Here is a 19,573-nt window from a genome sequence, read left to right as displayed (position 1 = left end):
TTACATCATCAGAATTGACTTTTTTTGATAATTAAATTATACTATACAACTATAGTGTTAGTAGTTTTTATGTTTTAATTTTCATTATTAAATAATAACTATTTTTATAAAATCTAATTTCCCATTTTAGAGAGAGTGTTTATTTATGAGAAGATTTAATAGTATAGTTGTAAAAATTCCTTTAATAGTTAATATAGTTATTGTAATATTATCTTTTACAATAATTTTCACTTCAATAAAAATAGCTAATAAAGCTATAAATAATGCAACATATTCAGGTTTTGAAACTTCAGTTAATGGTTATTCTACATTGTTAGATACTATACTTAATGATCAATTAATCATTATGGATGCATATTCAAGAATACCCGCGGTAATAGAATATATGCAGACAAGAAACGAAACTGTAAGAGAAAGAGCATTAAGTACTATGATAAATTTATTTGATAACAATGATTACATAGTAACATTAGATTTAATAGGTTTAGATGGTAAAGTAATAGAAGCATATAATGGAGATACTAAAAATGCAGGACTTGATATGGCTTCAACTTATCCTAAAATGTGGAAAGAGTTTGTAGCTTCTGGTTATGATCATGCTACAAGCGATAACATATACAAGTCAGATATAAATAAAGGGTATGTTCTTCCTATAGTGCATTCCATTTATAGTTTGGAAGGAGAACTTATAGGAAGTTTTGTAGCGTTTGTTGATTGGTCAAGAATTATTAATGAAACTTTGGTAGATGCTAGAAATGAATTATCAGAAGCTAGAAGTATATTTGTTTTAAATGAAGATGACTTGCAGTGTGTATATCATAATATTAATGAAACTATAGGTGTTATTCCGAATGCTTCATTAAAACCTCCTGCAGGACAGTCTTCTGGTATATTTACATATAATTTTGACAATTCCCCTAGAACAGCATTCTTTAAAAAGATGAAAAGTCAGCCTTGGTTTATGATGGCTGGAATTACACATAATATATTGTATGCAGAAAGCAAAAAAATGACAATTATTGGTATATTATTAGGTATAGCTGGCGTTATTATTTCTTCTTTGGTATCTGGATTTTATATAGGAAGAACTATTAAACCTATAAGCAATATAGTTGATGAAGCTCATCAAATGGCCAAAGGTAATTTCATGTTTAAATCTCAATTATCAAAAAAAGATGATGAGATAGGCGAGTTATCTAATTCATTTGATACTATGATAAACAGATTTGTAGAGGTAATTTCAGAAGTACTTGCAGCTTCAAAAGAGATAGCAAATGCAGCTTCAGAGCTTCATAAAGGAAGTGAAGATTTGGCACAGAGAACAGAATATCAGGCGTCAAGTTTGGAAGAGACTGCTTCTTCTATGGAAGAGATGGCATCTACAATAAAATCATCAGCACAAAATTCAGTAGACGGTAATAATGTTATGATAGCTTCAAGAAATGCTGTTGTTGAAGGCGGAAGTGTTATAGCGAATACTACCAAAATGATAGAAGATGTTTATTCAGCAAGTGCTAAGATAAAAGACATTACTAAAGTTATAGAAGACATTGCTTTTCAGACTAATATACTTGCTTTGAATGCGGCAGTAGAAGCAGCTCGTGCAGGAGATCAGGGCAGAGGCTTTGCTGTAGTAGCAAGCGAAGTAAGAAACCTAGCACAAAACTCTCAGACTTCAGCTAAAGATATTACAGTGCTTATAGAAGATATTTATGAGAAAATAAATAAATCAGCAGAAATGGCAAGACATTCTCAGGATATATTTAGAGACATAGAAGTAAAAATAGAAGAAACTTCAAAAATTATGAGCGATATTAGTCAAACAGCTTTAGAACAGGAAGCTGGAGTTGACCAAGTTAATACAGCGGTATCAAAAATGGACGGTATAACTCAGCAGAATGCTTCTTTAGTAGAAGAGGCTACTGCAGCGTCAAAATCGCTTCTTGAACAGGCTAATCATTTAGAAGATGTTGTATCTTTCTTTAAGGTGCAGTAAATTATTTTTAATTATATATTTTAAGAAAGCCTGTAATTTACGGGCTTTTTTGTTTTTAAATAAGTTTATATTTATTTTAGTTTTATGCTGTTAATATACTCTTTTAATTTTGGAATATCTTTTTTTACTGTTTCCCAAATTATATCATTGCATACATCATAATATTGATGTATTAAAAAATTTCTCATATATGATAATAAACTCCATTCTATTTTAGGATTATTATTTTTGTGAAATATATTTTATTTATGATAGTATTATTATTATAAAAATATAATAGCAATATATTCAAAACTATGATATTATTTTATTTACACTTGATTATATAAAGGTTTTTATAAATGAAAAATATCGCTATACTTGGAAGACCTAATGTTGGTAAGTCCACACTGTTTAACAGATTTGCTGGAAGAAGAAAATCTATAGTTGACCCTACTGCTGGAGTTACCAGAGATATAAGTATGTCTTTAGCATATATTGATGATATAGCTTTTAATGTTTTTGATACTGGGGGACTTCTTGATATAAGCGATGATACTTTAAATGAAAAGGTGAGAGAGAAGGCATTAAAAACTGCTGCAGAGGATGCAGATATACTACTATTTTTAGTAGACGCTCATCAAAGCCACCCTGATGACAGACACTTTATTAATATTATAAGAAAATCTGGAAAACCAATCATACTTGTAATTAATAAAGTAGATGCTGATTCTCATAACAATTTGATTAATGAATTTTATTCTTTAGGTATAAATGATGTTGTTCCTATAAGTGCTGAACATAATAACGGCATTGATGATTTGAGAGAAAAAATACTTGAAGTGCTTGAGAGAATAGGTGTTGATTTGGATGCTGAAAGAGAAGAGCAGATTAATCAGATAAAAGAGAGTAATAAAAGTTCCTACAATTCAAGAAAAGCAGATATTGAATATGATGATAAATACGATGAATTATTAGAAGAAGATGGTGAATATGATGAAGAAAGCACAATAGAAGAAATAAAAGAAGATGAAAATAAAATTATAAATATAGCCATAGTAGGTAAGCCTAATGCTGGTAAATCTACTTTATTAAATACATTGATAGGTAAAGACAGAAGTATAGTTTCGGATATTGCGGGTACAACTCGTGATGCTATAGATGAGACTTTTAATTTTAAAGGCGATGATATTTGTCTTGTGGATACTGCTGGTATAAGAAAAAAGAAAAATGTTAATACAGATGTTGAATACTACAGTGTAAACAGAGCAATAAAAGCGATAGAATCTTCAGATGTATGCATACTAATGCTTGATGTATTTGAAGGTTTAACTGATCAAGATAAAACAATTGCAAATCTAATAATAGAGAGAAAGAAGGGTATTGTTATAGCTGCAAACAAATGGGATATAAGAGAGAAAGGCACTACTTGGAATGATTATGAGGCATATATGAAAAGTGCTTTTCCTATACTTAATTATGCATTTTATGCTAGGGTTTGTGCCACTAGAAAAAATGATGCTGAAAAACTTTTATCACTTGCTGTACGTGTGGCAAAAACTAGAATGCAGAGATTTGAAACTCATGCTCTTACAGAGACTATGGTTAGAGCTACCAGAGAGTATACTATATCTGCAGGAGGAAATCCTTTTAAGATTTTTTATGTTACTCAAACTGGAGTAAATCCGCCTGCTTTTGCTGTGTTTTGCAATCATCCGCATAAATTAAATTCGCATTATAAAAGATATTTAGAAAATAGATTTAGAGAAATGTTTGATTTCAGAGGAACCCCGATTATTCTTAATTTCAGGAAACGGGGCAAAAAATATGGAGGTTAAAAATATGCTTTTAAAAATTATCATAAGTATAGTAGTATCCTATATAATAGGAGCTATTCCTTTTTCATTTATAATAGGAAAAATAAACGGACATGATGTAAGAAAAGAGGGAAGCTGTAATCCCGGTGCTAGTAATGTTCTTCGTGTATGCGGGAAAAAAGCGGGTATTGCTGCATATATACTTGATATAGGAAAGGGTATGATTGCTGTATTAGTACCTTCTTTTATACTTACGGATATTCTTTCTACTCATAGCTATATTTTAGTGGCATGTGCTGTGGCTTCTATACTTGGGCATGTATTTTCTATATTTTTGGGATTTAAAGGCGGTAAGGGTGTTGCTACAAGTGCAGGTTCTATGTTTATGCTTGCTCCTATAAGCCTTCTTATTACTATGGTATTTTTCTTTATAGGATTATTTGCTTCCAAAAAAACTGTTGCTATAGGTTCTACCTGCGGGGCTATAGCTTTTCCTATAGTTTTGAGTATTTTATATTTTAAAGCTAATTTCTTATACAGAATATTTTTTAATATAAATTATATTGTTCTTCTTCCTATAGCTATACTTCTTGCTATATTCATAATAATAAAGCATATACCTAATTATAAAAGAATGCTTAAAGGTGAAGAGAATAGTTTTTCTAAAAAATAATTAATTATTTATATTTTTGTAAGGCTCTTGCAATCTTAAAAATATTATAAAATAACTTTCACAAAGTTTTTATTAGATTTCAAACTTAAATTTCGCATATTGTTAAAATTATTAAAAAATATTGGAGTTATAACAATGTATAAAAAAAGATTTTCAATTATAACAAAAATATTAATATTTTTTGCAGGAATAGTTTTAACTTTAGATGGTGTAAGGGGATTGTTTTCTTTTATTAATACAAAAAATTATATTCATACTGTGGGAGTGGTTGAAGAGTGCGGTATAAAAAAAATGGTATATGAATCTGGAAAAATTAGATATAAAAATTCAATGGTAATAAGTTATGAAGCTGATAATCATGGAACATTATATGCTACTTTAAGAAGTTATTATCCATTTAGAAAAGTAGGCGATGAATTGCCTTTATGGTATGATGCTGATGAACCAAAAAATATAAAACTTCCATTTTCTGATAGTATTTCTAATATATTCACTATTGTTTTAGGACGTATATTAATTTCTTTTGGACTTGATATTGTAAAGAAAAATAAATAGCTGTATTGCTGTTATTATCAATGCTTTTAATACTTGATACTTTGAAAGATTATAGTATTGAGATAAAAGACTAATGAAATAGTTTATAATTTACATACTCCATCTAAAAGATTGACAAAATTAATAATCAGTAATATAATGAAAAATAGATTCCAACAGCAATATATTTAAGCCACAATCTGGATTAAATGGAATCTAGTTTTTTATTTTTTAGACACGAACAGCAATTTTATTTTCTGGTAGTAAGAAGGTTCAAATCCTTTAGCCATTTTTAATGGTGTATATCGTGTCTAGTTTTTTTATTCTATGCTTATTTTATTATAGGCATAGAATATTTTTTATTATATAACCTTTATTATAGGAGAATTAATTTTATGCCTTTTTTAGATTCGCTTAAAAATTCTTTTAATAAAACTTATACACAAAATTTTTCTGATACTAATATTTCATCATTAAGCGGTGTAATAGATTTATTCGCTACTATGGGAGCAAGCAGACTAAAAACAGGCGATGAATTATTAAAATATTTTATAGATGCTTGGAGAGAAAGTCCTGAACTTACAGCTAAATGTATAATGTATTTGAGAGATATAAGAAAAGGTATTGGCGAGAGGGAAGTTTTTAGAAAATATATAAATATTATGATTAGGCAAAATCATACTCTAACAGCAATAGAAATCTTAAAAACTATACCTGAGCTTGGAAGATGGGACGATATTATTTATATATGGTATAAAAACAGACAAAACAAAAAAATTTCTGATTTTACAAAAAATATAATATTAGAGCAATTAGAAAAAGATAAAACAGCTGATAATGTTTCGCTTCTTGCTAAATGGCTTCCTAGTGAAAATACTTCATCAAAAAATACAAGAAGCATTTCAATAGAACTAATAAAACTTTTAAATATAAACACTAAAGAATATAGAAAAACTTTATCTGCTTTAAGAAAGAAAATAAAAATAATAGAAAATAATTTAAGAGAAAAAGATTATACATTTAATTATTCTTCAGTTCCTGCACTTGCTATGAGAAAATACTCTAAAGCATTTATTAGAAATGATGAAAAAAGATATAATAATTTTTTTGAAGATGTAAAACTAGGAAAAGTAAAATTAAATACAAGCGTCTTAACTCCATTTGATGTTATAAGAGAGATTTTAGACTGTGATGAAGAAGATAAAAAATCGAGAAGAGAAGAATTTGATTTAACTTGGAAAAATCTTCCAAATATTTTTGGAGATAATAATCTAAATACAATAGTGGCATGTGATGTATCTGGAAGTATGGGAATGGCTTTAAATGGGGAACCATTAATATGCTCTGTGGCTTTGGCAATATATATAGCACAGTTAAATAAGTCTGCATTTCATAATCATTTTATAGATTTCTGCGGTAATTCTAAAATGCATGACATATCAAATATAAATAATATTGTTGATATAGTTGATTATGTTTTAAGGTCATCTGTCGATTATAGTACAAATATCAATTCTGTATTTAAAGCCTTACTTGGCACTGCTGTAAACAATCATGTAGCACAGGAAGAGCTCCCTAAATATATAATAATAATTTCTGATATGGAATTTAATCAATGCGAACTTACAAATAAAACTAATTTTGAATATTGGAAAGAAATATTTAATAAAAATAATTACAAACTTCCTACTATAATTTTCTGGAATGTAAACTCATTAAGCAGAATAATGCCTGCTTTAAAAAATGATGATGTTTTATTTGTTTCTGGAAGAAGTCAGAATGCTATAAAGAATATAATCAATATAGATAAATACGATTTAACAAATCAAGATGAACTGTCAATGCTTTTAATACTTGATACTTTAAAAGATTATAATATTGATATAAAGGATTGATATTATTTAAAACCAAATTTATTTTCTTATTTTTTACCGTGCATATTTTTAATTAAGTTTATAACTATTCAAATAAAAACTTATAATCACTTATATTTTTTGTTATTAGTATAAAAATTAATTTTTAATAGGTTTTCATTTATGCAAAATATAGAAAATAAACAATCACAAATAGAAAAAATTATTGAAGAATATGATAATAAATTAAAAGACAAAAACAGAGAAATAGAAAAATTAAATGATGAATTAAACAGAATATCCACGAGCAGTTATAATTCAGGTATTCCAAATGTAATATCAAATAGGGGAGATGAAAGCGATGATTTTTCATTTCCACATAAATGGGCATTAACCTGCAAGAGAATGGAGAGTTCTATTTATCTTGAGCCTATACTTCAGTTTTACAGGGGAGTTATTAATTCTTTTGATTATTTTGTAGAAAATCCCAAAGAATGCGAAGATAATGAAAGAGTAAATAACGCTTATAACTTTTTTGTAAATCAGTTTGAAAGATCTGGCGGACTTAAAAACTTAATAGTTAATGTTACTTATAATGCTTTGGTTTATGGGTTTTGTTTTTTTACTCCTAAACTTGAAGTAGTATCTGCAAAGGCTTACGGATTTAAGGGAAGACTTGATGGACTTAGAGGATTTAAATATTATGATCCTTCTTCAATATACAGATTCAACTTTGATGAAAATGACAGTGATGAAATCAAAAGCATAAGTATTATAAAGAGTCGTAAAGAAATTTTTAATAGTTTATACAACGATAATGAAGCAAGTATTATAAATATAGATTTTGATTTAGCTTTGGCAGGTTATGCAAGTTATGGAAGCATTGAAGGCGATATTATAGGAAAGCCTTTTTTGTATAGTGCATATTCACTTTGGCAGATTTTAGAATCTATGGATAATAGTTTTAACCGCAATTTAAAAAATATAGGTGAGCATAGTTTTAATTTTATAGCAAATACTGAGCTTAATGATTCAAAGCGTAAGGAGGCAGAGCGAGAGATAAGAAATTTCGTAAATAATGGAGGCGGAATTTTTATCTCCAAATATGGTAAGATAGAAAAGATAGAAAGTATTGATGCTAATGAATGGTATAATTTTAGAGACAGCATGCTTTCAGCTTTATTTAAAAATAAGGGCGTAGATATTAAAGCACTTGGTCTAAACAAAGGAGCTACTAAATCATTGGCAGAACTTACTCAGGACAATGCTATTCTTATGGCAAGCGATATCGTTTCTGGAATAATCAATTATATTAACAACAGCTTCATTAAAAGATATTTTGATTTGAATTTTAAAAGTTTGAGGCTTTCAGGTGAATGTGATTATTTTAGAGTTTCTCATTCTGCAATTAGCAAATCAGAGTAAAAATCATAAATAAAAAATTTTGACAATTTGCTTGAAAATAAGTATAATAAAATTATGATGAGAGAAGATATAATTGAAAATATAAAAAATAAAATTATTACCATAGATAATATTAATAGAATTAATGACTGTTATATTCGTTATTTATTCTCAGATATTGGAAATGAAAAAATAGTTTTGAATTTTATTAATTCAGTTATGAAAAATATGAATATGAAAACTTTTTGCAAAGTTGAAATATTGAATCCTTTTAATTTGAGTAAATATATTAATTCAAAAGAATCTGTAATGGATATAAAATGCATAACAGAAGATGGTGAAATTGTCATTATAGAAATACAATTACAAGGTAATGAATCATTTATAAAAAGAGTTTTATTTTATTGGGCTAGCAGTTATAGTGTAAGATTAAATAAAAATGATATATATAATAAATTAACACCTGTTATAAGTATTAATATTTTAAATTTCAGATTAGTTAAGGATATAGATTATATTCATACTTGTTATGTATTAAAAGAAATAAATTATAATAAAATTCTCACAGAAGATTGTCAGCTTCATTTCATAGAACTTCCAAAGTTTCATTCAAATAATTATGATGATTTACAAAGAGAATTTTTATCTTGGTTAAAATTTTTTAAAGGATAGGATATGTCTGTATTATTAAAAGAAAATACTATACTTGATGAAGTAAAAGAAAAATCTGAATCATTCATACATAATGAACCGTTGATAGATACTTACAGAAAAAAAGAAATAGATGAATATTTTCAAAGAGAAATGATGAATATAGAATTGATCAAAGCAGAAGAAAAAGGTGGCAAAAATAAAGCGATTTTTATAGCTAAAAATCTAAAAAGATCAGGGCTTGACAATAAATTTATAAGTGAGGCTACGGGTTTGAGTTTAGATGAAATAGAGTATTTATAATTATCTATATTTTTTAATATTGATAAATAAAAGGCTTGGTATTAATTTACTGAGCCTTTTTTATTTTGATGAACTTATAATCACTAATATTTTTTGATATAGATATATAAATAATAAAAAATCATTTCAATATAATTAATATTTTAAGGAGATAAAATGATTAAAAAGAAATACAAAATTTTAGGAGATAGTTTCAAGCAGTATATACCGCTTTCAAAAAATACTTTTGCTGAAACTAAAACTAATAAAATCACAGAAAAAAATATTGATGAGCTTATAAACTCATTTATAAAAAGCACTATAGAGATATTTGTTTATAAGGGACATAAAGAAGATGATGAAAGAGAGGCTATTGGAAAGGTTGTAAGTTTAGAAAAAGATAATAATAATATCGGACTTTATGCTGTTATAGAATGGTTTGATGAGAGCATAACAGAAAAGAAATCTTTTTATCCTTCTATTGAGATGGTGGGTAAAAAATCTTATGAAGATGAAGATTTTATTTACTGGGAGAATTGCGAGATAAAAGCAGTTGCTGCAGTAGAATATCCTGCAAGCCGTAATGTAGATTTGCTTTGTGCTAGTGCCATTATAAACAGTGAAGATAATATTAACGGAGGCTACATGCAAAAATTAAAAACTGTATTAGAAAAATTATTAAGCGAAGAGAAAGAAACAGAAAATCATGCTAGAGAAGAGTTTGTTTATTTGTTTAAAAATGATGAAGAGATTCAGAATATTATTATTGATATTGTGGCAGAAAAATTAAGAGAAGATAATTTAAAAGACAATAAAGAAAGTATAGAAAATAATAAAACATACAATAAAGATTTGAATAATTTATCTAACTCATCTAATAATACTGCCAATGATAAAGAATTAAATCTTTCGGCTATAACTTACGGTGATTGGTGTAATGAATATGCAGAGAGTCAGAATGCTGTAAGATGTTCTTCAAAATCAGAAAGCTCTACATACACAAAGGCAAGAAAACTTTTTAAGGCTGGACTAAGCAAAGAAGAGATAATGTCAATAGTAAGAAATGATTTAGTACCTATTGGAGTAGGCGGTGGAGAGAAGATTAATTTATCAGCATTAAGCGAAGAAAATAAGTATAGTGAAATAGCAAAACTTTTTAAATAAAAGCTATTAGATAGTTAAATAAAATCAAAAAGTAAGCATTAATTTGGAGCTTATATCAGAGTAGGCGGCATAAAATAATAGGAGTTATAATGGCACAAGGATCTATAATAAAAGCGGGTATTCATAGCGATGAAGCTAATTTACCAAAAAGAGGTTTTCCTGTAACAATAAAAAATGATAATGGAAAAGGCGTTTTCTCACTCTATAGCGATGGAAGTGTATTTGTAGGAGTTGCTTTGGAAGACGCTTTTTCCTATCAGGAGTTTGGATTAAAGGCAAATACAATATCGGTTTGCTATGACGGAATAGTGAATGCCGTTGCAGCAGAAAGTGTTGTCGCAGGAGATGTTGTAACAGCTAGTGATAGCGGATTCAAAAAATCATTAGATGGTCATGGAGTAGGAATAGTTATAAGAGGCGGCATCAATTATGCAGAGATACTTTTGAAATCTGTATGATATTAATTTCTTATTCACATTGTATTCAAGAAATACTGCATAAGACTATCATAGTAATAAATAAGTGAGCCGAAGCCCTTCCCGCAGGGACACAGACGTGTGACTTAATTTATTAAGTCAAGCCTCAAGGCGTAGGCGAACATAACAATAGTAGGAGTTAATTTAAAATGAGCATACCTAATTTACAAAATATACAAAATAAACTTTTTCCAATTATCAATAAAGAAATGCCTAGATATATGGGGCAGACTAATTTTGTGAGCAAATATATACCAGAGATTTTTGTCGGTGTTTCTCAGGGAGCTATAGGAGGCGATTTAGACAATACAGCATTTAATCTCAAAAACATGTACGGCGGTACTTCTTTGGGAGATTTAAATATTTTTAATGAGTATCCTAAACATGAAGCTAGAGTTTTTAAAATGGAGCCTGAAGAATATTACATCGGAATAGATATTAACAGAATAGAAGAGATTAATGAACTTTATTCAAGAGATGAGAAAAAAGCAGGGGAAGAGATTTTAAATTATATAGCTCAAAAACTTGTATCAAGACTAGGGCTTTTAAGAGAAAGAAACCTAGCTGCAAAAGTTACAGATGCAAGTCTTTACGGAAGTACAAACACTGTTGATTTAACAGCAAAACCTATAAGCACTTGGACAGAGGCTGATATTGATAATTTCTTCTCTTCATTTATAGATTTAGCTAAATATTTAAATTATGCTGTGGGAGGAAATCTCTTTAATGACAGAATGGAGCTTCAAAATAATGGACAGAAACTTTATATAGTTATTCCAATAGATGTTTATATTAAACTTCAAGGTTTGTTTAGATTATTTTCTAATTATATATCAATGATTGGAAATGACGCTAACGGAAAATATAAAGCATTCAGACCAGATATTTTTAATGCGGTAACAAGCGGAATAACTGTTGTAGGTACAGCATTCAGAGTTGCAGATGATCATGAAGTGGATCAAATATATCAGCTAGAAAATCTTACAGATATATGGACAGGCTCATCAATTTATATGTTTACAACTTCATCTAATATACTTGATATGGCTTCAATAAAAGAGGTAGTATATTTAAATCATGATATAAGAGAAGTTGATATATTGGGCAATAATTTGTGGAGAACAAGAACAAAGAGATGCACAGTAGCTTCCAACCCTTACGGCTTTTGTAAAATAGACTTGAGCTTGTCTTAATATAATTAATTATTCATTTGAGTGTATATTTCAATAATTCTAATTTATTAATGAGTGATTTGTAGCAAAGACCTGCAAATATTAAAATTAAAAATTATGAATGTATACTAAAAAATTTTAAGTTTGTAATTTTTTATTCAACTTTTTCCCGCCGCAAAAAGTTGCAAAAAGTGCAAGTATTTAAATTATTATTAAATCGTACTAATCATTTATTACATGTGGTATAAATTGTTAAATTTAGTATAACATATAGCCTTTTTGCTTCTTTGTGGCAACAAAAGAAGTGGGGTTTGGGGCAAAGCCCCAAATATAATAAAAAAATACTAAAATAAAAAACTATTAGTATTAAAAAATTTAGTTTTGAAACAAGTTTAATATAAATTAAATATTTATTTTGTATTTATATATAGAAAGCTTTGAATTTAATAATTACAATGAATTAATATCTAAGTAAAAAGTTTTACTATAAAAAAGAGGCGTTATGTCAAAGAAATCTTTATTATTTTTTTTAGAAAATAGTATTACTAATAAAGAAATAAAAGCTAATGATTATGTAGTATCAAGAGTGGGATATTTCTTTAGAGATGTGCATGAGAGAAGATGCAAGGTAATAGTTGAAAGCGATTTAAATATATCTTTAAGCGATTCATTTTTGATTATAAGTAAAGAGGAAGCAGAGGAGCTTATAAGAGAGAAGATGAAGCCTGATGATGTTATCAATTATCTTAAAGAAGAAAATAAAAAGTTAAAAGATAAGATAAAAGAGCTTGAGGCTTAATTCATTTTTTATGTGCTGTATTATATTTTGAGGCAGCACATTAAAACTAAAAAAGGAAATTAATATGCAGGAATATATTTACGAGCCTGATATAAATTATTTTAAAAGCATATTTAAAATGTTTAACTATGATGATATTGATACAGACTTTTTAGAAGAACAGCTTAAAAGTTATACTATTCAGTTTAGAAGAATGATTTTGAATATGAATTATACAGAGCCTACAGAAGAAAACGGTCTTCCATATATATCTATAAAAAATTATATATGCTATGAGGCAGCAAGGCTTTTAACTGTTAATTTTGTTTCAAACAGCGACTTGATAAATTTTATTCGCACAGAAAGTCTGCGTTTAAAAGAGCTTGCTATAAAAGATTTATCAAGCATTGTAGTTGGTGAAAATAGTTATGATAGTGTTAGTTTAGAAGGCAAAATAAAAAAGCCTTAAATATCACTAAAAAATAAATAAAAAATATAAAAATCGAAAGGTTTATTATGATACATTTTAAAAACAGCGTTATATATGTTTTAGATAATTTTATGAACTTTATGGCCGATGAATATATTGATTTGTCTGGCAATAAAGTTGAAGGCGATAATCAATTAAATAAACTTTTAGATGATAAATTAAAAATAGAATATTTCAGTTTAGGAGCTTTGAGATCTATGAGCAAATCATTTCTTTGGGCTTCAATAGCAGAAGGGGAGAGTAGGGGAAGCAATTCATATATAGGGGACTCTGCAGGTTTTGCTGATGATATATGTTTAAAAGCAACAGTATATAAAGAGCTTAAAGCTGGAGAATCATTTTTAGCTTATAATATTATACCTTTAGCACTCAATCAGGCAGCACGCTATTGGATATCAAAACTCAATGATGAGGGTGAGCGTATAGCGTTATCTCCTATAATTAAGTGGGAAGCTCCTTCATTTGACAGTGAAAACAGTAAAAGACCATTTAATGATTTTTCATCTATAAGGGGAGTTAATTTTTCTCTTGATATTAATTTCAAGATTATGACAGGGAGTTATTTAAATGAAGTTCTTTACTAATTTAATTAATAATTCATTTAATAAAAAAGTTTATGATTATGTTCAAAACAGAGATAAACTTTATAAAGTAAAAATCACTTCTTCTCCAGAGAATGCCAAAATAATAATGAATGAAGAAGAAAAATATTTTGGGGCCTATAAGAATGCTGAAGTGATAAATTATCAAGTAAGTCTTGAAGGCTATCAAACTAAAGATGGAAGCATAACTGTTGACAACAATGATGTTTTGGAGAATGTTGTTTTGGAAATCATATAATATTATTAATAAAATTTTTTTATACACGCGTTGAACGAAATTTTATATATAGTTGGTATTAGAATTATTATTTTATTTATATTATATGGGTTAAGTTTAACGCGTGTTAATTTATACATTTTGCGTAGTGTAGATTTGGGGGCGGGTGGGCGGGAATGTATAAAATATTTTTTGCGTAAAATAATTTTTAATAATAAATTAAGCAACATATAAAACATTATATTTTATAATTTTTAAATTAAATAATTTAATGGTTAACCTTGTAAAGCAGTTTTGAAACAATTCTATTATAGTATTTGCGTTTTTTGCAACTTTTTTGTGCGTCAAAAAAGTTGATATAAATAAAAAAATATAATTTGAAAAGTTATATTTTTATATAGAGGCAAAATAATGAGCATTTTTGATTTGAAAGGTAATTTAATGAATGATGAGGACGGCTTAAAAGTTGTAAGCGGTTCTAGTTATAAAGTAAGAATAGCAAAAACAAAAAAGAGAGATGAAAAAATAGATTTTTCTTCTGATGATGTTAAAGGAAAATATTTAATATATCCTTCTCAAGTTGGGCTTACTCCTACTACAGAATCAATGAGTAAGGAATATATAGGTTCTCCTTCTTCTGAAAGTTATGCAGGAGCTACCACTTATGCAGGGGATATTTCTTATGGAGCTTTTCCTAATTCTAATGCATACTATGCCAGCTTAATATGGGCTAATGTGCATACAAAAGAAACTTCAGGAAATTTACTATGCATTAACTCTTTTAATAATTTTGCTGTTAGATTTAATAAATCTTCAGAAGATGAAAGTATTAATATGCTTGAAATTATCATAGAAGAAGATGACGGATATATAAGTCATTTTATTGATCTTTATACCTCTATGAAGCAGAAAGATTTGATTAATGCTTTAAATAAAATAACAAATGTAAAAGCATTTTTAATAACAGGAAGCGAAGAAGATGATATTGATTTTACTAATATAATAAATGAATTAAAAGAGTATAATACTGAAAATAATAAAACAGAATATTTACTTAGTTTTAGAAGAGTAGGGCTTATAGAGAGTGGAATATTTACAGAAGAGAGTAAAAAGAAATATCCGAAATATCAAAGTATAATAGCCCCAAGATTCGGAGAGGCACAGTATTATAATATAGCTTTGTATGACAGTTCAAAGAATATGGACGGAAATCAATATATAGGCTGTGAGAGTAAATCAATAAATTTTAATTTTGCAAATAAGGCTATGACAGAAATAACCTCTTCATTATGGGCTTTAGATGAAGAAAAAATAGATAAAGACACAATATTATATGAAGAGAGATCAGAAGAAAGAGATGTTGTAATGGCACAGACTTCAAAATATCCTACCAAGCTTTTTATTAATGGAACAGAGGCTTCCTCTGTAAGTGATGTTGCATTATCATTTGAATGGACTAAAGAAGAGAAGTTTAATATTTCAGCAAAAGATACGGCTTTCCAAATTCAAAGTTTACACTTAGTTTTTCAGGCAATGCAGTTTTTAATTCTCAGTCAAAAGAAATTTTTTATGACAGGGTTTTAAATGGAAACAGGCAGTCATTTATAATATCATCAAAAACAAGATTTAAAAATAAAGACTACCCTTTTGTGTTTGTAAGTTCAGATGTTGGAGGAAGCCCTTCATTTCCAGCAATAGAGCCTAAAGAACTTTCAATATCTTTAAATAATTTTAAAGCGGTAGAGCAGTCAAATGATATGAACAGTAATTATTTAATAGCATTTACAGACAGAGAGGATTTGTTTTGATGTAATTTATTTTTTTATTAATGAATTATATTTGTCTTTTTCTAATATTATCATATTTGACAGAAATGTACTGTTTGAATATTCAAAATTAATTTTTTTTGGTTTGTATTTAAAGTCAAAAGTATTTTTGGATAATGAATATAAATTATAATAGATATTTGATTGATTATGTATAGTATTTTTTTCAGTTAAAATATTTTTATTATAGGTGATATCAAATATAGAAAAATAATTATTTATATTTTGTGAAAAGAAAATATTATTAAAATCAAAAGAATATAATTGTAAACAGTAAAATAATAAATTTTAATTATGCTTTTCTTTTATAATAATACACTAATCCCGCAGCAAATATTATAATAATCATACCTATTACCGAATATATATCTGCAATCTCATTAAACAAAAATACGCTGAATAAATATGAAAATATTACCCCAGTATAATTAAATATACTCACAGCTGAAACTGGGGCCTTTTTATATGCTATTGTAAGAAAGAACTGACCAAATCCTGCAAATATACCTATAAGCATAAGCATTAATAATTCAAATATATTAGGCATTACAAAACTTCTTATAAAAAATAAAGAAAATAAACATGAAAATAATGAAAAATAAAATATTATTAATGAATTGCTTTCTTTTCCTTTAAGAGAACCTATTATAGCATAAGATATTCCAGCAAACATAGCAGATGATAATGCCACTAAAGCGGGAAAAACATTTGAGTTCATAGCTGGCTTTATAACAAAAATAGATCCTATTGCAGCAATAATCAAACCAATCCACTGAACTTTTATTATTTTCTCTTTAATAAGTATGAAAGCAAATAAACTAGACCAAAAAGGCGAAGTTTTTTGAAGTACAGAAGCATCGGCAAGTATCATATTATTAGCAGCATAAAAATAAGCTATAATACCCAAATATCCAGAAGCAGACCTACATACTATTGAAACTATATTCTTCTTATCAGGGAAAAATTTCTCTCTGTTTTTTATCATAACAAATCCGCTTATAAATAATGTTATAAAATTACGTGCAAAAACCTGCTCCATAACAGGTATTCTGGAGCCAGAAATTTTTACTGCTATCTCCATAACAGAAAATGATAAAGCAGAAAATATTATTAATAAAGCTCCTATTTTGATATCATTTTTCATAGTTTATTCTTTATATAATTATTAAAAAAATTTATTAAATGATAATTCACAATAATAAAAATTACAATATTTATTTTGATTACAGCTTTTAAAATTTCGTATTGGCTAACTTCATATACATCAATAATCACGAGAATTAATTTTGATAAATGATAATTGTTCAGGTATATAATCAATTATCAGTTTGTTCTTTTATCAAGTCATAATAATATTTCTTGCCCTGAAAAATATCCTGCGATAATATTCTCTGAGCATTTTCATATTGAAATATTTTAGAAGTTGTATCTATATTATTTTCTAATAACAAAGTATCATTTGTAATTCTGTAGTATTTATGATATGTGCTTATAAAACCGTCAATTTCTTCTTTGTAAAGTAAAGATATCATGCTATTTTTATAATTAGTAACTCCAGCATTTACAGCTATAAACATAGGTATATTCTCTGGTACAAAATTATCGGGTGCTTTATACGCTCCATTAGTACCGTCCCAAATGAGTATTGGAGTAGGTGCATTATCATTTAAAAAGCTCATTTTTATATCATTATCTATAGAAGAGTTTTCAATTATCCCCCTAAGATAAGAATATAAATGATCATGCTTAAAAATAATAAGTGCATTAGGATAATATTGAAGTATTGTATCTCTAGTTTTTATAACCTCAATAGCAGTCATTGCCGAATTATCCATTGTTTCTATAATTTTTAATTTATCATCATTAGAAAAATAATTCATAAAATTCTCATTATTAGATGCTATATTAAGGTCATTATCTATATGTACTCCAGTATGACCTAAAGTAGTAAAACCATATACAAATATTGGACTATTAAAATTCTTAATATTAGTTTGTAAATAATTATCTATATTTGTAGTTCCCAATTTAAAAACTATTTCATCAAAATATATAGAAGGTAAAAATGTATTTAAATTATATGTATTGTCAGCTTCTTCTAATGCTATAGTATAATATCCGTTACAATCAAGTAAATGAGGTAAGCTATATTTATTTTTTGTGTTTTGCATTTTAGGAGTTAATGGGCTTGAAGCAGTTAAGCCTGTAAGTCTTGCATTAAAACTTCCTCCTCCGTCATTTGGAGATATCTTTCTTGAATTGTTAGCCCACTGTCTGTATTCTTCAGGAAAAGGATCTTTATCAAACATGTTAGTAAAATGCGAATAATCGTAAAAAGATTCTAAAAATATTAAAAATATATCTCTTTTATTATCTGTAATACTTTGAAGAATCAAATTAGAATAATATCTCTTTTCTTCAAAACTTTTAAGTACATTAATAGCTTGCGATATATCTTCTTTTGAATATTTTATATTTGTGATTCTATCATAATTTATCCTGTAATTAATAGTATCTATTATACCGTTTCTATTACTAAAAAATAAAAAATCAACTTTCCATATCTCTAAATTTGTTTTTCTAAAAAATATTGCAAATATAAAAATTAAAATACTTGCTACCATAACTATAGATGTACTTCTTTTCATTTTTATTAAATTATAAATAAACAATGATACTAATAACAGTATTATCGAAAAATATATTATGGTTGCAACTATAGTAATAATTTTCATTTTCAATGATAGTACTGCTAGCAGAGATGGATATAGGTATGGAATATCTGTAAATAAAAGTATCTTATTTTGAAATGTTAATCCCAAAGGTTCTATTATAAAAAAAGAAAATATATTAATAATCTCGAATAATAAAGTATATAATAATTTTCTATTAAGGAGATTAAAAGCTATCATTAAAAATATGTATGATAAAAGAATATCAGCATAATTATATTTTAATTTTAATATATTAAATTTTGATAGTATATTAGGTATTATGAAATAAAATGCAGTATTTATTAAGAGAAATAAAATGTAAAATTTATAATTTTTAATTATATTAGGGATTATATATAGATATACAATAGGAAATATTAAAAGAAATATTATAGATAAAAATATAATATTTTTCTTTAATTTCAGTTTGTATTGTATATCTATTTTGTCATCATGATTCAAACTTTTATTAATAATGATAGTTCCAAATGGAGAGCCTTCTATATAATCTGGTATATATTTATAGTTATTATTTTCTAAATTAGCATATACACCATATATATCGCTATTTCTGAATATACCACTGTAATATTTTATTCGGCAGTAATATTTATTTTCTAATATATTATCAAATTCACTTAAATATCCTGTTCTTTCAATGTTGCCTAAAATAGATAACGATATTAAAGATAAAAATACAACTAGTATTACAATTAAATATACTAAAAAAAATTTCTTGTTTTGTGATATACTACTTCTAAACTTATCAAATAGAGCTATCATTTATAACTCCAAGTTGAAAAGTAAAAAAAATTGCAATAGGTATAGAAAGGTTTAAGAGTGTAAAACTTTGTTGCTTGTTGCTTGTTGCTTGTTGCTTGTTGCTTGTTGCTTGTTGCTTGTTGCTTGTTGCTTGTTGCTTGTTGCTTGTTGCTTGTTGCTTGT

Annotated in this window: 16 protein-coding genes and 2 pseudogenes; 15 read left to right on the top strand and 3 right to left on the bottom strand. The window is 27.0% G+C overall.

Annotation, left to right across the window (positions count from 1 at the left end; genetic code table 11):
* The first annotated feature begins 145 nt into the window (after positions 1-145).
* Positions 146-1,996, top strand: coding sequence for a methyl-accepting chemotaxis protein (locus tag F811_RS0104735; RefSeq protein ID WP_020004133.1), 1,851 nt, complete (start codon positions 146-148; stop codon positions 1,994-1,996).
* Between the two features lie 71 nt (positions 1,997-2,067).
* Here the strand turns inward: F811_RS0104735 and F811_RS16340 are convergent, their stop codons facing one another.
* Positions 2,068-2,235: a HepT-like ribonuclease domain-containing protein gene (locus F811_RS16340; protein ID WP_280513019.1), complete on the bottom strand. Its 168-nt coding sequence runs from the start codon at positions 2,233-2,235 to the stop codon at positions 2,068-2,070.
* Positions 2,236-2,337: 102 nt separating this feature from the next.
* Here F811_RS16340 and der point away from each other — a divergent pair, with 102 nt between their 5' ends.
* The 14 genes and pseudogenes from der (at position 2,338) to F811_RS15995 (ending at position 15,896) form a co-directional block, all read left to right on the top strand.
* The gene (gene der, locus F811_RS0104725; RefSeq protein ID WP_020004131.1) at positions 2,338-3,813 is read left to right on the top strand and encodes a ribosome biogenesis GTPase Der; all 1,476 of its coding nucleotides are present in this window, start codon (positions 2,338-2,340) and stop codon (positions 3,811-3,813) included.
* A 4-nt stretch (positions 3,814-3,817) separates the two neighbouring features.
* Entirely contained in the window at positions 3,818-4,465 is a 648-nt protein-coding gene (plsY, locus tag F811_RS0104720) for a glycerol-3-phosphate 1-O-acyltransferase PlsY (protein ID WP_026364345.1), read from the top strand.
* 135 nt (positions 4,466-4,600) lie between these two features.
* Positions 4,601-5,020, top strand: a complete 420-nt coding sequence (locus F811_RS0104715; RefSeq protein WP_020004129.1) for a DUF3592 domain-containing protein — start codon at positions 4,601-4,603, stop codon at positions 5,018-5,020.
* 374 nt (positions 5,021-5,394) lie between these two features.
* Positions 5,395-6,894 carry a DUF2828 family protein gene (locus F811_RS0104710; protein WP_020004128.1) on the top strand — a complete coding sequence of 500 codons (1,500 nt, stop codon included), beginning with the start codon at positions 5,395-5,397 and terminating at the stop codon, positions 6,892-6,894.
* Positions 6,895-7,035: 141 nt separating this feature from the next.
* A complete protein-coding gene (locus tag F811_RS0104705; protein ID WP_020004127.1) occupies positions 7,036-8,277 on the top strand; it encodes a hypothetical protein in 1,242 nt (413 codons plus the stop codon).
* A 54-nt stretch (positions 8,278-8,331) separates the two neighbouring features.
* Positions 8,332-9,210, top strand: a pseudogene (locus tag F811_RS16000) (Rpn family recombination-promoting nuclease/putative transposase).
* Positions 9,211-9,366: 156 nt separating this feature from the next.
* Complete coding sequence (locus F811_RS0104695) at positions 9,367-10,353, top strand: hypothetical protein (protein WP_020004124.1); 987 nt, start codon at positions 9,367-9,369, stop codon at positions 10,351-10,353.
* An 89-nt stretch (positions 10,354-10,442) separates the two neighbouring features.
* Positions 10,443-10,811 carry a hypothetical protein gene (locus tag F811_RS0104690; RefSeq protein WP_020004123.1) on the top strand — a complete coding sequence of 123 codons (369 nt, stop codon included), beginning with the start codon at positions 10,443-10,445 and terminating at the stop codon, positions 10,809-10,811.
* Positions 10,812-10,978: 167 nt separating this feature from the next.
* Positions 10,979-12,022, top strand: coding sequence for a hypothetical protein (locus tag F811_RS0104685; RefSeq protein ID WP_008721534.1), 1,044 nt, complete (start codon positions 10,979-10,981; stop codon positions 12,020-12,022).
* 481 nt (positions 12,023-12,503) lie between these two features.
* Positions 12,504-12,800 carry a hypothetical protein gene (locus F811_RS0104680; RefSeq protein WP_008721528.1) on the top strand — a complete coding sequence of 99 codons (297 nt, stop codon included), beginning with the start codon at positions 12,504-12,506 and terminating at the stop codon, positions 12,798-12,800.
* A gap of 64 nt (positions 12,801-12,864) precedes the next feature.
* On the top strand, positions 12,865-13,248 hold the full coding sequence (locus F811_RS0104675) for a hypothetical protein (RefSeq protein ID WP_008721526.1): 384 nt from the start codon (positions 12,865-12,867) through the stop codon (positions 13,246-13,248).
* 47 nt (positions 13,249-13,295) lie between these two features.
* Positions 13,296-13,853 (top strand): hypothetical protein, encoded by a 558-nt coding sequence (locus F811_RS0104670; protein ID WP_008728957.1) that lies wholly within the window; start codon positions 13,296-13,298, stop codon positions 13,851-13,853.
* Complete coding sequence (locus tag F811_RS0104665) at positions 13,837-14,109, top strand: hypothetical protein (protein ID WP_020004122.1); 273 nt, start codon at positions 13,837-13,839, stop codon at positions 14,107-14,109. The genes F811_RS0104670 and F811_RS0104665 overlap by 17 nt, the downstream gene beginning before the upstream one ends.
* Positions 14,110-14,499: 390 nt before the next feature.
* Positions 14,500-15,896, top strand: a pseudogene (locus tag F811_RS15995) (phage tail protein).
* Between the two features lie 310 nt (positions 15,897-16,206).
* Here the strand turns inward: F811_RS15995 and F811_RS0104655 are convergent.
* Together F811_RS0104655 and F811_RS0104650 are read right to left on the bottom strand one after the other, a co-directional pair.
* Positions 16,207-17,058 carry a DMT family transporter gene (locus F811_RS0104655; RefSeq protein WP_020004121.1) on the bottom strand — a complete coding sequence of 284 codons (852 nt, stop codon included), beginning with the start codon at positions 17,056-17,058 and terminating at the stop codon, positions 16,207-16,209.
* A gap of 172 nt (positions 17,059-17,230) precedes the next feature.
* A complete protein-coding gene (locus tag F811_RS0104650; RefSeq protein WP_020004120.1) occupies positions 17,231-19,411 on the bottom strand; it encodes an LTA synthase family protein in 2,181 nt (726 codons plus the stop codon).
* Between the last annotated feature and the right edge of the window lie 162 nt (positions 19,412-19,573).

It is taken from the genome of Brachyspira innocens ATCC 29796 (genome assembly GCF_000384655.1).
GTDB lineage: Bacteria > Spirochaetota > Brachyspiria > Brachyspirales > Brachyspiraceae > Brachyspira > Brachyspira innocens.
This window is presented reverse-complemented; position numbering and strand designations above follow the sequence as displayed.